This is a genomic window from Hymenobacter elongatus (assembly GCF_004745955.1).
Classification (GTDB): domain Bacteria; phylum Bacteroidota; class Bacteroidia; order Cytophagales; family Hymenobacteraceae; genus Hymenobacter; species Hymenobacter elongatus.
On the sequence record NZ_SRLD01000048.1, the window covers coordinates 1 to 13,397 of the forward strand.

A 13,397-nucleotide genomic window follows, 5' to 3' on the forward strand; every position below is an offset into this window, starting at 1 on the left:
TGCTCAAACAGGACCCGACCAAGCGCAGTATCAAGAATAAACGCAAGCGCCTGGCCTGGGATGAACCCTTTTTAGAACGCCTGCTGGCCGCTCTCTGCGCCCCGGCTACATAGTGCGGTTAATCTGGGCTGAGCGGTTTGCCGATGGCGTATTGGCTGTTCACCTCAATTAGGGCTCCATCCATGCAGGTGGTGCCTACCACTGTGCCCGAGTAGCAGGCAGGAGTGGGCACTTCGTCGTCGGTGCAGCCTTCCACGTTGCAGCCAGGCAACGCCAGCAGGGAAAGCAGCATAAGGGTAGGGAAGAAATGTCGCATAGGGTAGCCGGTTGAAAGAGTGAATCAAATACTACTTTATCACGAGGCTGAGGCGACAGGAATGGTTGCACGTAGAAAAGCAAAAGCCCGGAGAATGACCTCTTGTCCTTACCCAAAACTCAAAAGCCCTTCCGGCCACATGGCCGAAAGGGCTTTTTTGCGAGGTTGACAAACCGATTTTCTGCTTTTCCGGCTGAATCAACTGCCAAGAAAAGGCCTTTGGGTTGGGTCTGGGCAGCCCAAAAAAGATTTGGGTAAGGACAAGAGAATGACCTCCGGGCTTTTGCTTTTCTCGAAATGCTAGGCTTTAGTTGGTGCCGCCGCCAGTGCTGCTACCGCCCGCGGGCTGGTTTTGCTGCGTGGTGCTCTGCTGCTGCTGCATCGGGTTGGGCGCGGCCTGCTGCTGCTGCTGATACAGCTCGAAGCGGGAGGGAGCCAGCTTGCGCGGGAAGCTATTGTTGCTCACGTCCGTGTCGGCAGTTTCCAGTTTAGGGTCGAGGGCAAAGCTTACCACCGGCTTAGGCGTGATGAATACCTTGGTGACGTGCTCGTTGTTTTTGCGCCAGATTTCGGCCGGAATCGTGACTATTTCCTGCTTGCCGTCTTCGAAAGTCATCTGCACGACTACCGGCATCACCAAGCCGCCCTTGTTGCGCAGGTCCAGCTCGTAGAAGTGCAGGCCGGCGTTGAGGCGGGTTTGCTGCTCGGGGTTGAGCGTTTTCACGTATTGCTGGTAGCGCTGCCGGTCGGCATCGGTGGTGGCGGTGGGGTCGAAGTTGTTGTAGAAGTCCTTCAGATCGGGCTTCTCATCGACCACCGTTTTCTGGATATCCTGCAGGTTGCGCTGCTGCGACAATGTCTGTGGGGCGCTGTTGATCAGGTCGCGCTTGCGGGCATTCTCAATCTCGGGGTTCTTTGAGTCTACCGTGTACCACTTCACGCCCTCAATGCTCAGGTCGGTGTGGTCGGTGGTGTAGAACCAGCCGCGCCAGAACCAGTCGAGGTCCGTGCCCGAGGCGTCTTCCATCGTGCGAAAGAAGTCGGCGGGCTCGGGGTGCTTGTAGGCCCAGCGCTGGGCGTAGGTTTTGAACGCGTGGTCGAAAAGCTGGCGGCCCATGATGGTTTCGCGCAGCATATTGAGGCCGGTAGCGGGCTTGGAATAGGCATTGGGGCCGAACTGCAACACTGACTCCGAGTTGGTCATAATCGGGGTTTGCAGGCTCTCATCGGTCTTCATGTAGTCCACGATGTTCTTGGGCTCGCCCCGGCGCGACGGGTAGCCCCGTTCCCATTCCTGCTCGGTCAGGTATTGCACAAAGGTGTTCAGGCCCTCGTCCATCCACGACCACTGCCGCTCATCGGAGTTGATGATCATGGGGAAGAAGTTGTGGCCCACTTCGTGAATAATGACCGAAATCATCCCGTATTTCCGCTCGGCCGAGTAGGTGCCGTCTTTCTCCGGCCGCCCACCGTTGAAGCAAAGCATCGGATATTCCATGCCGCCCACGGGACCGTGCACCGAAATAGCCACCGGATACTCGTAGTCGATGGTGTACTTGGAGTAGGTCTTGATGGTGTGGGCTACGGTTTCCGTCGAGTATTTGCCCCACAGCGGGTTGCCTTCCTTGGGGTAATACGACATGCACAGCACCGGCTTGCCGGCTTGCTTAATCTGCATGGCATCCCAGATGAACTTGCGCGAGCTGGCCCAGGCGAAGTCGCGCACGTTTTTGGCGGCGTAGGTCCAGGTTTTGGTGCCTTTGGCGCGCTTCTGCTCGGCCTGTTCGGCTTCCTGCTGCGTCACGATGAGCACTGGCTTTTTGGCGTCAGCGGCTTGGGCCATGCGCTTGCGCTGGGTGGCGCTCAGCACTTGGTCGGGGTTCTGCAAGGTGCCGGTAGCGCCCACCACGTGGTCGGCGGGGGCCGTGATGCTCACGCGGTAGTCGCCGAAGGGCAGCGTAAATTCACCGTTGCCCAGAAACTGCTTGTGCTGCCAGCCGCGGGTGTCGTTATATACAGCCATGCGGGGATAGAACTGCGCAATTTCGTAGAGGTAGTTTTTGTCCTCAGGGAAAAATTCGAAGCCCGAACGCTCACTGATCTTAAGCTGATCATTGATGTTGTAATGCCAGGCCACGCTGAAGGTCACGGCCTGCTTGGGCCGCAGCGGCGTCGGCAGATCCACGCGCATCATGGTGTGGTTGATGACGTAGGGCAAAGCTTTGCCGCCCTTCATCTTCACCGACTCAATCTTGAAGCCGCCCTCAAAATCGGAGCGCATCAGGTATTCCATGGCCTGAAACGACATTTTATCCTTCACCTCGCCCACCTGCGTGGAGGTAGTAATGGAGTTCTTGTCGAGAATATTCTGGTCGAGCTGCACCCAGAGGTAGGTCAGCACGTCGGGCGAGAGGTTGGTGTAGGTGATGTCCTCGGACCCGGTAATGGACTGCTTCTCATCGTCGAGCTTCACCCGAATGTTGTAGTCGGCCCGCTGCTGCCAGTAGTCAGCACCGGGCGCGCCCGAGGCCGTGCGGTAGGCGTTGGGCGTGGGCAGCTCCTGGTCGAGCTGCTTAAATTTATCGGTGCCGGAATTGGTGGTTTGGGCTAGCAGCGGCGCGGCCGTCAGCCCGACCAGGCTGGCGGTCAGCAGTAAGTTTCTGAGCATAGAAACAACAAGTGGAGAAAAAGACAACAATATACGCTCCGTACAACATAGAAGCGCGCGAATAGGAGCCAAAGACGTGGGTGCGGCTCAAACGCTGCATCCGACGGACATAGTTTCTTAGCCGCCTGTATTTTGCAGCAGCAACACCACCGCCACACCCGCCGCCGCCCCGCTCACGACCAGCACCCAGTCGCGCTGCGGGGCCCTGAAAGCGCGCACGACCACGAAGCCCAGCGCCAGAAGGAGCGCCACAATCAGCAGCTGCCCCAACTCGACCCCCACGTTAAAGGCCAGCAGCTCCACCAGCGGGCGGCTACTGCTACCCAGCAATTCGCGCAGATAGCTCGAAAAGCCCAGGCCGTGAATCAGACCAAATACGGCGGCCAGCACGTTGGGAGCCGCCCACAGCCGTGCTTGGTGGCGCGTGGGTTGGCTGGCGTGCCGCAGGTTCAGGGCGCAAGTCAGCAGAATAGTTATCGGAATCAGGACTTCAATGGCCTGTGGACTATAGCGCACGAAGCCGAGCGTGGCCAAAGCCAGCGTGACGGAGTGCCCGAGCGTGAAGCTGGTTACCAGCACCGCTACCCGTCGCCAGTCGGTGGCTACGTAGGGCGCGCACAACGCCAGCAGGAATACCAGGTGGTCGTAAGCCTGCAGATTGAAAATATGAAAGAAACCGAGCTCTACGTAAGTCTGGAAAACGGACATTGAGTAAAGCTACGGCGCGGCTGGCAAAAATTGAATGCCCCTCACTCTTCACGTATGCCGGTGTTCTTCGGCAGGGCAAGCAAGATGTTGGTGCTACACCACAAAAAAAGGCTCCCCAGCAATGCTGGGGAGCCTTTTGAGCAAAGAGAGTCGTCTGTTTATTCTTTGATGAGGCGACGAACATCCAGGCCGCCATCCGTTTTGGCACGCAGGATGTACACCCCGGCAGCCTGGTTGGTCAGGTCCAGCGTAGCCGAAGGGGCGCCGCCGGGTACCGTCGTAGTGAATACTTCCTGACCCAGGGCGTTGAACACGGAAAGCTGTACGGCTTTGGTATAGCCGGCTAGTTCCACCGTGAGGCGTCCATTAGGGGTCGGGTTAGGATACACCGTCAGCGCCGAGCCAGCCAGGGGGCGCAGGCTGGAATTCACCACGAGCGTAGCCGACGGCAGCGAAGCGCACCCAGCAGCCGAGGTGGTCACAACCGAGTAGGAGCCATACTGCGCAGCCGAGTTGACCACGTACGTCTGGCCCGTAGCGCCGGCAATAGCCACACCGTTCAGGAGAAACTGGTTGCCGGTGGCCGCGCTGGAGGTCAGCGTGGTCGTGGGTCCGTTATACTGCACGCCTAAGGTTGGCGTAGCTGGGCGGGCATTCACGGTAACTGTGGTAGTGGCCGAAGTGGCCGAACAGCCACTGGCGGCGGCCACCGAGTTGGTCACGGTGTAGGTGCCGGGTGTGCTGTTTGCCAGGCTGATAACCCCGGTCGTGGCGCTAATGCTCAGGCCCGCGGTGGCGCTGAACGTGCCGGCCGTGCTGGTAGCCGGCACCACCGGGGCGGGGTTGGCGGCCGTGGTGCAGTAGGCCGCGTTGGCATAGGAGAAGCTGGCCAGTGGGGCGGTCGTAATGGTCACCTGTGCCGAGCCGGTCGAGCCGCAGGTGCCGGCCACGGTGTAGGTCACGGTGTAGGTACCGGGCGTGGAGGTGGCCAGGTTGATGGTGCCCGTGCTGGCGTTCAGGCTCAGGCCCGCGGTGGAACTGAACGTGCCGCCGGCCGTGCCCGTGATGGTGGGCGTCGGGTTGGGGCCGCTGGCGCAGAACGAGGCGCCACTGTAGGCAAACGTGGCCGTCGTGGCCGGGTTCACCGTCACGGCTACCGCCGCCGAGGTGGCCGTGCAGCCGCCCTGGCTGGTGACGACAACCGAGTAGCTGCCGCTGGCCGTGGCCGCGTAGGTGGCGGTGGTGGCGGCGGGGATGGCCGCGCCGTTGAGCAGGAACTGGTAGGTAGCGCCCGCCGTGGTGGGGGCTGTCAGCGCCACGGAGCCGCCCTGGCAGAAGGTGGTGGGGCCGCCGGTCGTCAGCGTGGCCGTTGGCGTGGCCTCGATGGTAACTGTGGTCGTAGCCGAGGTAGCGGCGCAGGTGCCTGAGGCGGCCACCGAGTTGGTCACGGTGTAGGTGCCGGGCGTACTGCCGCTAGGTGTAATTGCGCCGGTAGCGGCATTCAACGCTAAGCCAGCGGGCGTGGCCGAAAAGGTGCCTGCACTGGCCCCCGCCGCGAAAATAGGTGCCACATTGCCGCTGCTCGTCATGCAATAGCTGGCAGTAGAGTACGAGAACGTAGCCAGAGGCGCACTGGTAATGGTGAGGGTTTGGCTGCCAGTCGATGAGCAAGGCCCGGCGACGCGGTAGGTCACGGTGTAGGTGCCGGGCGTGGAAGCGACCAGGTTGATAGCGCCCGTGCTGGCGTTTAGGCTCAGGCCCGAGGTAGAGCTGAACGTGCCGCCGGCCGTGCCCGTGATGGTGGGCGTCGGATTGGAGCTGTTTTGGCAGAAAGTCGATGCCGAGTAGCTGAATGTAGCCGTCGTAGCCGGGCTGATGGTCACGCTGGTCGTGGCCGTGACGGCGGCGCAACTGCCGGAAGCTGCCACCGTATTGGTGATGGTGTAGGTGCCCGGCGTGCTAGTCACTAAGTTGATAGCACCCGTGCTGGCATTCAGGTTCAGGCCTGCCGTAGAAGTGAAGGTGCCCGCAGTGGCACCAGCGGCCAGCGTAGGAGTCGGCGACGCGCCGTCGCCGCTGCAATACGATGGATTGGCATAGCTAAACGTAGCCGTCGGAGCCGCCGTTACTGTGATGGTTGCGGTGCTCGAACAAGTACTGCTGGTGCTGTAGGTTACGGTGTAAGTGCCCGGCGCACTGGCAGCAAGGTTGACAGTGCCCGTGCTGGCGTTCAAGCTCAGGCCTGCCGTAGAGCTGAAACTACCACCGGCCGTGCCGCTGATAGTTGGGGTAGGGTTCGTGCCGTTCGTGCAAAAGCTGGAAGCGGTGTAAGCAAAAGTAGCGTCGCAGTTGGAGGTTGTGGTGGCCTGGCCTACCACCCGCACATCACGCAGCAATGCATAGCGCCCGGCACTGCTGCTGCCGCTGGCGTAGTAGAGCCGAATCGTGAGCGTCTGGCCGGCCGCCAGGGCCACGCCACCCGATGGCGTTAGCGCCAGCCGGTAGGTCTGATTGGGGCCCGTGCTCTGGTTGCGCAGAAAAATAGGGTCGGCAAAAGTGCCGGTGCCGGTACCGGGCGTCGTCGTGCGTGTCGTTAGGGGGCCAATGGGGCCTTTGCCGCCCGCCACTTCCGTCGAGTCGTTGGTTGTGAAGCCGGTTTTGGAATACACCACCGCCAACTGCAGGTTGCTAGCCGTATTGTTGAATGCCGACCATAGCACTAAGGAGTCGGCGCGTAGAGAAGCAGTAGCGGCAGCCGTCACCGTAAACTGGGCATAAAATACGCGGTTCAGCGTGTTGCCCGGCGCTGGTACGAATGAACCGTCACCGTTGGGCGAAGAGCCGAAGGCCTCACCAAACTGCGACGAATAAGGCTTAATAGCCGTGCCCAGCGTTACGTCCGAAAGGTAGAAGTTGCGCAGAGTGGTAGTTGCCGGTATTACGCCTTTAGCCCGTACGGCCGCGCTGTCCTGGCTGTTCACCTTCAGCGGCCACCACTGCAGATTACCAGTTGTGGTAGTTTGGCCAAATCCCAGCTGTACTGAGGCTAGGCTAAGAAACAGAATGCAGGCGAATAACAGCTTTGCGGAGCGGGGCCGCTGTGCAGTACTGGCAGCATGGTCACCTGTACACGCCAGATGATGGGAAAGTAAAGTTGTATCCATACAAGGCAGGAGTAAGAGTCGAAAAATATGCGGGTGGTTGAAGGTGGGAATACAGAAAAAATCCTGTTTGCACTACTGCCTTCGCAGGTCGTGGGGATGGGGCGCGTATGCCAGTACGATAGCGCTGCCGAAAGGGTGCAAAGGGCGGGAATAATTGTGTTATAAAACTAAAAAAAACGCCTTAGGATGCGTTTTTTGGCATTATTTAGCGCTCAGTTAGTCGATTTAGCGCTCAGTTAATCGATTCCTCTGCGCCTCAAAGTAAGAGGCATCGCAAAAGCATACCATACGCTTTGACCAGCTTTATAACTTGTTCTAAATAAATAAATATAGTCTTATTGATTTATTTTGCCCCATCTCATGCTATGCTGTTCCAGGTGTGTTCCATCCACTCGAAATTTCAGGCTTCTCTTTGGTTAATTAAGCCTCTTTTGACTCATTGATGCAATAGTATAAATTATTATATTTATGTAACAAAAGTAAATAGTCATATATGAAAGCGGCCATATTATCCCTGGGGCTACTGCTGAGTTGCCCGCCTATCTGTAGCGGTCAAGCCGTACCTGCCTATCCGGTAGCTTCCACGCGGGTTTTCACGCGCACGGATACAGTGGAGGCTCTGCACGCTATATTTCGCCGAAGCAGGCGCTGGGGCCGGGCCATGACGGCTTTGGCACCACTAGCGGCCGGCGTTGCTATCTATTCATACCCCAGAATAAATCTTGCAATCGACTTGGGGGGTACTGGGCCGGAATCGTCTAATGGCTACACTACGGCTTGGCTGTTAGGAAGCTACGCGGCCCCGCCGCTGGCTATCGTCGGCTCGCTATCCTGGATGAATAACTCCCAAAGCAAGGAAAGGGAGGCTCTGCTCAACTACGAACAGCATCGCCCTATACCCAAGCGCCTCCAGCGGCGTCTCCAGCGCCGGCTGCATCAGGGTTTTTCTGCTCCGGAAGTGGCCCCATCAGCAGCTGCCAACTGAAAAATCCCCGTCGCATACTGCTGACGGGGATTTTTAGAGTATAGAGTGACGTCTTTCGGTAGAAGCCGGCTGCTAAAACCTGACTTTAACAATGGCGAACCGTGGCGCAGTACTTTGGTAAGGATAGAGCACGTACGCATCCGTCGTGTTGCGGCGGGTAATGGTGGTGGGACTCACGGCTCCCGTTGCAAAGCTGCTCGTGAGACTGGTAGTAGCCCACGCAGTGGCGCTGGTCATGCGGTAAACGGTGCTTTGACTACCGGCCACGACCAGCAGGGGCTGCGGATCGAGTAGCAGCAGCCCGTCGGCTCCCACCAGGCTCTGGCTGCTGGTAACGCGTGAAAAAGTGGTAGGCGCGGTGAGCGGTACTTTAAACAGCGTACCGTCATTAGATTTGGCCACCAGCAAATAGCCGTCGGGGTGAAACACAATGCCGTTCAGCCCAAAGCCGGTGCCGCCACTCAGCAGCGGGTCTTCCACAAATACCGAGGCGACTCCCTGCGCATCCACTTTATAGACAATCGGCGACAGGCTGTCGGTGATGTAGGCATTGCCTTGGGCGTCGACGGCTGTATCGTTGGCGAAGTGATTCTGATTGGGCCGCAGAATGCCTAGGTCCACATAGCTGAGCAAGGCGCCGTTGTTGGAGTTGAAAATAGCCAGCGCGGCTAGCTTGCGAAGCGTTTCGGGCTTGGAAAGCGGGTTTGCCCCGTTGTCTGAAACCGCCACCAGCAGGCGGCTGCGGCCCGCGTCGAGGTTCAGACCAATACTGGAAAGTATGCGGGCGTCGCTGGCAAATTCGGTATAGGTACTGTCGTCCTTCGCCGTGCCAATGCGGCCCCGGGTGCGGGAGCTAACCAAAAACCGCTTGTTGGCCTCGTCATACTGAATGCCTTCGGGGTGCAGAGCTGCCTGGGGCACCGTGATTTTGTCGGGCGCAGCGGGCGCGGAGTCTGTTTCGTCGTCGTCGGAGCAGCCGGGTAGCACGCCCATGATGCCGGCTGCCAGCGCTACCAAACGAATAAACCGGGGGAAGCTCAGCCGCTGGGCCGGCCGAAAACAGGAGGAGATATGCATGGTGCTGGATATAAAGGTCAATAATTCAGTATGCTACCCATATGCAGATCTGCGGGAAGGGAATAAATGAAATACGGCTCATGTAGGGCAACAGCACCCACCTCCGCTCTGTTCTATAGCTACTGGTGTTCAATAGGTTGTATAAGAATTGCGCATGCATCATAGGTGGCATACAGCACTGCCAGTACCGGTCGTTGTATGTGGTCAGCACTGGAAAAAAGCAGCGCACTATTGCTGGCAACCCAAGGCAATAGTGCGCCCAAACGCCGTTATCTTGCGACCATTTACGTGTTCTTTTCCTGTATGATCAAAGCATTACTACTGTTACTTTGCCTGCTAGGCGGCCTTAGCGCCCCGGTGCTGGCCCAGCAGGAGTCGTTGGAATCACAAACCCGCAAGCAGCGGCTGCGCAACCAGTTTCTTACCAACGACACCGCCCAGGCCATCATCAACCTCTACAGTCGGCGCCAAGCCGGCGGCGCTGCCTGGATTGTCAGCTCGGCCCTGACCGCCGCCCGGCTGGCGACCAGCGGCGGCCGTACGGTAGCCAGCGGCCCCGGCTACACCGTGCGCGAAGAAGCGCCCGGCGTGGGTGTTGTTCTGCTCGTATCGGCCCCGTTTGCGGCGTATGGTATCAGCAAGGTAGCCCGCTACAGCAACGCGAATCTGGAAAAAGTCATGACCGCCTACGGGGCCGGCCAACCGTTGCCCCGCAGCCTGCGGCGTAAGCTCAAGCCGCGTTTTTTCGACGAACCTATCATTCAATACACCCCGGTGCAGTACACGCCGGTTAAGTAAGCGCATGCGTACCTTCTATATCCTACTGGTGATGATGCTCTGCGGGAGCTTTTCCGCGCTGGCCCAACAAACGCCCGCCGTGCCGCCACCTGCCCCGGCCGTCGCCTCCGATTCGGGGGCAGTGCTGCTCTTCAACGGCTGGTATCTGCCGCGCTACCAGCCCCGGGCCGCCGCGTCCGATACGACCGGCGCCCTACTGAGCTTGTTCCGTAAGCGGCGCTACGCGGGCTGGCTGTATGCTGTGCCATTTATGGCCGGTGCCATGCTGGCGCTGCCCATTTCCTCCACCAACAGCGACGGGCAGACCACGGTGGCCGATGAGGCTATTTCACCGCCGCTGGGAGTGGCCGTGCTGGTCGGCACGGTGGTGGGGTTTATCATGCACGCCAACAAGTTCAACAAAGCCCACCTACTAGCCGTGGACAAAGCCTACGCCGCCGGCCAGCCCATTCCGGCCAAGTACCGCAGTCAGCTCAATGCCAGTCACTTCAATGAAGCGGCTTATCTGCGTGAAGCCCTGCGCCAGCAGATGGCGCGGGAAAAGTAGCCACAGCCAGCCGAGGCAGAGTAGCTGGTCTGGGCGGTAGCGCGGGGCTGTAGGTGGGGTAAAAGCCACTGCACAGACGCGGCAGTGCGGCCGCTATTTCTGACCCGGTAAAGTTCTGCTGAATGGCTATCAGGCCAACCTTGCGTCTTACGCCACTACCCGAAGGGGCGCGTCGCGCAAAACTTGTTGCTGCCCGCAACGGTTACCAGCTACTTACGAACGGCCCGCTTTTTCGGAAAAGGCTTACTGGTTATGCGCCCAAACGCGCCAACAGGTCTGCCGACGGAGAGCGTACGGGTAAGCTTCTGTTTTTTTCAGCAGTGTAAAATCACACCTACATGAACACAGGAGTCGTAGTTGCGCAGCTGGTTATTGCTTTTTCGATAGTTATCGTCTGGGTATTTCGGTTCGATAACATTGTCAAAGAATTCAAGCAGTACGGGCTGCCAGACCTGGTTCGCAACCTGGTGGGAGCTGCCAAAATAGCGCTGGCAACCCTGTTGGTGGCGGGTATCTGGTTTCCCGCGCTGGTGCTGGTGCCGGCCCTGCTGATGGCTTTTCTGATGCTGTGCGCCCAGGTTGCCCATATCAAAGTGAGAAACCCCTGGCATAAGTACGTGCCTTCCCTGCTGTTGCTGCTGCTGTCGTTGTTCGTAGCGGCCTTCCACGCCGGCCTGATTACCGCCTAAGCTTAATGACGACTATCCTGATCGGGCTTTCGGCCCTCTCGTTTCTGTTCTACGGAATCAGCTATTTCACTTCCCAAAAGCTCAAAGACGAATTCAAGCGCTACGGCCTGGCCAAATTCGGCCCCCTGACCGCCGTGCTGGAGATACTCGGCGCCGTGGGCCTGGTGGTGGGCCTGAAGGTTCCGCTGATTCTGTCCGTGGCGTCCGGCGGCCTGGCCCTACTGATGCTGTTGGGCTTTGGCGTCCGAATCAAGATAAAGGATGGGTTCTGGCTGGCGCTGCCGTCGTTTCTGTTCATGCTGCTGAACGCCTATATCTTTTATGAGTCGTTGCGTGCCTATTGAGGGGTCGGGTGGAGTAGCGCAAGCTTATAGCCCGTCAACTATGGTTGGATAGCGAAAAAACGGGACGGGCCGAAGCACGGAAAAGAGCTTCGCAACTGGCGCGAGTTTAGTGAAGCGTAACTCATGCCTGAACATTGGGGGAGACTGTGCCTCGCAGTAGAACGACTTGCGGTAGAACAACCAGCCGGTGCGGCTGTCAATTGCCACTATGCGGCAGTGGAAGCCCAGGCTCTACGTCAATTCCAGAACGTTGGGTGCTTATATTGCTACCTTGCCTTGGGCAGGCCGAGCAGGTACAGTTTCCGGGCCTTGCCCGAAATGAGGCCGGTTTCCCAGGTGTAGTCATCCGATTGCAACCCTTCGAGCAGGGTGGCCATATCGCCCAGGGTGTAGGTGCGGGCATTGGAAACGGCACCGTCCCAGGCAAAGCACAACGGGATAACTGGCAAGGCGTACGTGAAAAATAGCTGTTTTGTCGTAACCGGGCGCGCGAAGGGCGTGATGAAAAGCGCCATCAGGAAATTCAGCGGCAGGGCCACCCACCACAGGCTGATGGGGAAGCTGTTGTCACTGATTTCGTACACGCAGATGGGCTGACGCTTTTCCTGGGCGTCTTGCAGGATACGCCGGGCCACTTCCGGGCGCATGTGGTGGAAGCTGCCGACCAAGGTGCGCACGCCGCGCAACTCCGGGGCTACGTCGGCCGCGTTGATGGAGTGGGTGTCGTAAAGCAGCGCCGAATCGGCCTGCCGTTCGATGGCGGCGGCCAAAGTCCGGTTCGGGTACAAATCCGTCAGCGTGAGCGTCAGGCGGGCCAGGCCGGGCTGCTGCTTCAGCGTCCGATACACGTCCAGCATTGGTCCGCCGCTGCCCGAGCACAAGTCGACGATGGCCGCGCTTTCGGAATAGGCTAACGCCCGGTTGAGCAGCAGTACCAGGTCCGCCGACGAGCCCAGGAGTTTGTGCATGACCACCATGAGCCGTGTCAGGCCGCTGCGTAGCGAGTTGGGAAACCAGGCGAAGTCTTCGAACTCGAACAGGTGGATTCGTTTCATGCGGAGCGGCCGAAAGCCGAAGTGTCAGTTTGGAAAGGAAAAACGGAGCCGCCAACCGGCCCAAGCGTGACAGCCAGGCCCCGGCGGCCGGTGGCGGCGGTTGGCTGGTAACCAATTTTGCCGCGGCAACTTACAAAGAGGCTGCTGCTTCCGTAGCATAGTTGCTGCCTATAAAGCTGCAAAAAGCGCGTACTGGCGCGAGTTTAGCGCAGCGTAACTCGTGCCGGATTATCGGGTGAGGCTGCGCCTCGCAATAGAACGGCTTGCGCCTGCATCATTGGGCGGCGCAGTTCCGGCTTGCCGCGCTGCGGCAGTGGAGGCACAGCCTCCACATCATAGGCTGGTCACGAGTTACGCTGCGCTAAACTCGCGCCAGATTGGGCCAACTGGTAATCGGACAAGTGTAGAAACCGCTGCCGGACCAGCTGCTTCTCAATCTCATCGGCATTCACATAAACGCCCAGATTGAACTGCCCGCGCAATTCATCCAGCAGTGCCGATTTGCCCGAGCCATTGGGTCCCGCAAACAGGCGTGGTCGGGGCGTGGCAGCAGTTGTCATCATCAGGCCTTGCGGCTATGATTCTGGTACTGGTCTACCACTACTTCGCGCTGCCCGTTGGCATGAATCCGCACCAGTTTGCCGTTTTCGTATACCGTCACAGTGAGGCCCAGCGCCCGGCTCTCGCTTACGGCCCGCAACGATGCTTGCCGCGCAGCTGCTTGCAACACTTCGGCGGGTATATCTTCGGTCTTTTTCATAGTATCGCGGCGTGCTTCATCAGGCGTTTGCCCATCTACGATACGATGAACCAACGCTAAGGGCTAACTGCCACCCCCGCCCCTGCGCCCCGGCCGCCACCGCAAGCGGCTGGTGTACTGGTGCGAGTTTAGCGCAGCGTAATTCGTGCCGGATCATCGGGCGAGGCTGCGCCTCGCAACGGAACGACTTGCGCCTGCATCATTGGGCGGCGCGGTTCCGGCTTGCCGCGTGGCGGCAGTGGAGGCGCAGCCTCCACATCATGGGCTGGTCACGAGTTACGCTGCG

12 protein-coding genes are annotated in these 13,397 nt (G+C 59.1%); 4 read left to right on the forward strand and 8 right to left on the reverse strand.

The window, feature by feature from the left end:
- Window positions 1-118: 118 nt before the first annotated feature.
- The 5 genes from E5J99_RS21415 to E5J99_RS18540 form a co-directional block, all read right to left on the reverse strand.
- Window positions 119-292, reverse strand: coding sequence for a hypothetical protein (locus tag E5J99_RS21415; protein WP_167852216.1), 174 nt, complete (start codon window positions 290-292; stop codon window positions 119-121).
- A gap of 331 nt (window positions 293-623) precedes the next feature.
- Complete coding sequence (locus tag E5J99_RS18525) at window positions 624-2,984, reverse strand: M1 family metallopeptidase (RefSeq protein ID WP_135499311.1); 2,361 nt, start codon at window positions 2,982-2,984, stop codon at window positions 624-626.
- 117 nt (window positions 2,985-3,101) lie between these two features.
- A complete protein-coding gene (locus E5J99_RS18530; protein ID WP_135499312.1) occupies window positions 3,102-3,692 on the reverse strand; it encodes a HupE/UreJ family protein in 591 nt (196 codons plus the stop codon).
- 158 nt (window positions 3,693-3,850) lie between these two features.
- A complete protein-coding gene (locus E5J99_RS18535; protein WP_135499313.1) occupies window positions 3,851-6,856 on the reverse strand; it encodes a beta strand repeat-containing protein in 3,006 nt (1,001 codons plus the stop codon).
- A 1,057-nt stretch (window positions 6,857-7,913) separates the two neighbouring features.
- Window positions 7,914-8,918, reverse strand: a complete 1,005-nt coding sequence (locus E5J99_RS18540; RefSeq protein WP_135499314.1) for a hypothetical protein — start codon at window positions 8,916-8,918, stop codon at window positions 7,914-7,916.
- 303 nt (window positions 8,919-9,221) lie between these two features.
- On the opposite strand from E5J99_RS18540, the gene E5J99_RS18545 reads away from it, so the two are divergent.
- The 4 genes from E5J99_RS18545 (at window position 9,222) to E5J99_RS18560 (ending at window position 11,296) form a co-directional block, all read left to right on the forward strand.
- Window positions 9,222-9,716: a hypothetical protein gene (locus E5J99_RS18545; RefSeq protein ID WP_135499315.1), complete on the forward strand. Its 495-nt coding sequence runs from the start codon at window positions 9,222-9,224 to the stop codon at window positions 9,714-9,716.
- A 4-nt stretch (window positions 9,717-9,720) separates the two neighbouring features.
- Window positions 9,721-10,263: a hypothetical protein gene (locus E5J99_RS18550; protein WP_135499316.1), complete on the forward strand. Its 543-nt coding sequence runs from the start codon at window positions 9,721-9,723 to the stop codon at window positions 10,261-10,263.
- 338 nt (window positions 10,264-10,601) lie between these two features.
- Window positions 10,602-10,952 carry a DoxX family protein gene (locus E5J99_RS18555; RefSeq protein WP_135499317.1) on the forward strand — a complete coding sequence of 117 codons (351 nt, stop codon included), beginning with the start codon at window positions 10,602-10,604 and terminating at the stop codon, window positions 10,950-10,952.
- A 5-nt stretch (window positions 10,953-10,957) separates the two neighbouring features.
- On the forward strand, window positions 10,958-11,296 hold the full coding sequence (locus tag E5J99_RS18560; protein WP_135499318.1) for a DoxX family protein: 339 nt from the start codon (window positions 10,958-10,960) through the stop codon (window positions 11,294-11,296).
- Window positions 11,297-11,562: 266 nt separating this feature from the next.
- On the opposite strand, the gene E5J99_RS18565 is transcribed toward E5J99_RS18560, so the two are convergent.
- From E5J99_RS18565 to E5J99_RS18575, 3 genes are all read right to left on the reverse strand, one after another.
- Window positions 11,563-12,351, reverse strand: coding sequence for a hypothetical protein (locus E5J99_RS18565; protein WP_135499319.1), 789 nt, complete (start codon window positions 12,349-12,351; stop codon window positions 11,563-11,565).
- Between the two features lie 344 nt (window positions 12,352-12,695).
- Complete coding sequence (locus E5J99_RS18570; protein ID WP_135499320.1) at window positions 12,696-12,914, reverse strand: hypothetical protein; 219 nt, start codon at window positions 12,912-12,914, stop codon at window positions 12,696-12,698.
- Window positions 12,914-13,111, reverse strand: coding sequence for a hypothetical protein (locus tag E5J99_RS18575; protein ID WP_135499321.1), 198 nt, complete (start codon window positions 13,109-13,111; stop codon window positions 12,914-12,916). The genes E5J99_RS18570 and E5J99_RS18575 overlap by 1 nt, the downstream gene beginning before the upstream one ends.
- Window positions 13,112-13,397: the final 286 nt, after the last annotated feature.

Bases quoted from the DNA above. Each gene is read 5' to 3' on its own strand.
- E5J99_RS18555 (WP_135499317.1), top strand. From the start codon at position 10,602: ATGAACACAGGAGTCGTAGTTGCGCAGCTGGTTATTGCTTTTTCGATA.
- E5J99_RS18540 (WP_135499314.1), bottom strand. From the start codon at position 8,918: ATGCATATCTCCTCCTGTTTTCGGCCGGCCCAGCGGCTGAGCTTCCCC.
- E5J99_RS18535 (WP_135499313.1), bottom strand. From the start codon at position 6,856: ATGGATACAACTTTACTTTCCCATCATCTGGCGTGTACAGGTGACCAT.
- E5J99_RS18575 (WP_135499321.1), bottom strand. From the start codon at position 13,111: ATGAAAAAGACCGAAGATATACCCGCCGAAGTGTTGCAAGCAGCTGCG.
- E5J99_RS18530 (WP_135499312.1), bottom strand. From the start codon at position 3,692: ATGTCCGTTTTCCAGACTTACGTAGAGCTCGGTTTCTTTCATATTTTC.
- E5J99_RS18560 (WP_135499318.1), top strand. From the start codon at position 10,958: ATGACGACTATCCTGATCGGGCTTTCGGCCCTCTCGTTTCTGTTCTAC.
- E5J99_RS18525 (WP_135499311.1), bottom strand. From the start codon at position 2,984: ATGCTCAGAAACTTACTGCTGACCGCCAGCCTGGTCGGGCTGACGGCC.
- E5J99_RS18545 (WP_135499315.1), top strand. From the start codon at position 9,222: ATGATCAAAGCATTACTACTGTTACTTTGCCTGCTAGGCGGCCTTAGC.
- E5J99_RS18550 (WP_135499316.1), top strand. From the start codon at position 9,721: ATGCGTACCTTCTATATCCTACTGGTGATGATGCTCTGCGGGAGCTTT.
- E5J99_RS21415 (WP_167852216.1), bottom strand. From the start codon at position 292: ATGCTGCTTTCCCTGCTGGCGTTGCCTGGCTGCAACGTGGAAGGCTGC.
- E5J99_RS18565 (WP_135499319.1), bottom strand. From the start codon at position 12,351: ATGAAACGAATCCACCTGTTCGAGTTCGAAGACTTCGCCTGGTTTCCC.
- E5J99_RS18570 (WP_135499320.1), bottom strand. From the start codon at position 12,914: ATGATGACAACTGCTGCCACGCCCCGACCACGCCTGTTTGCGGGACCC.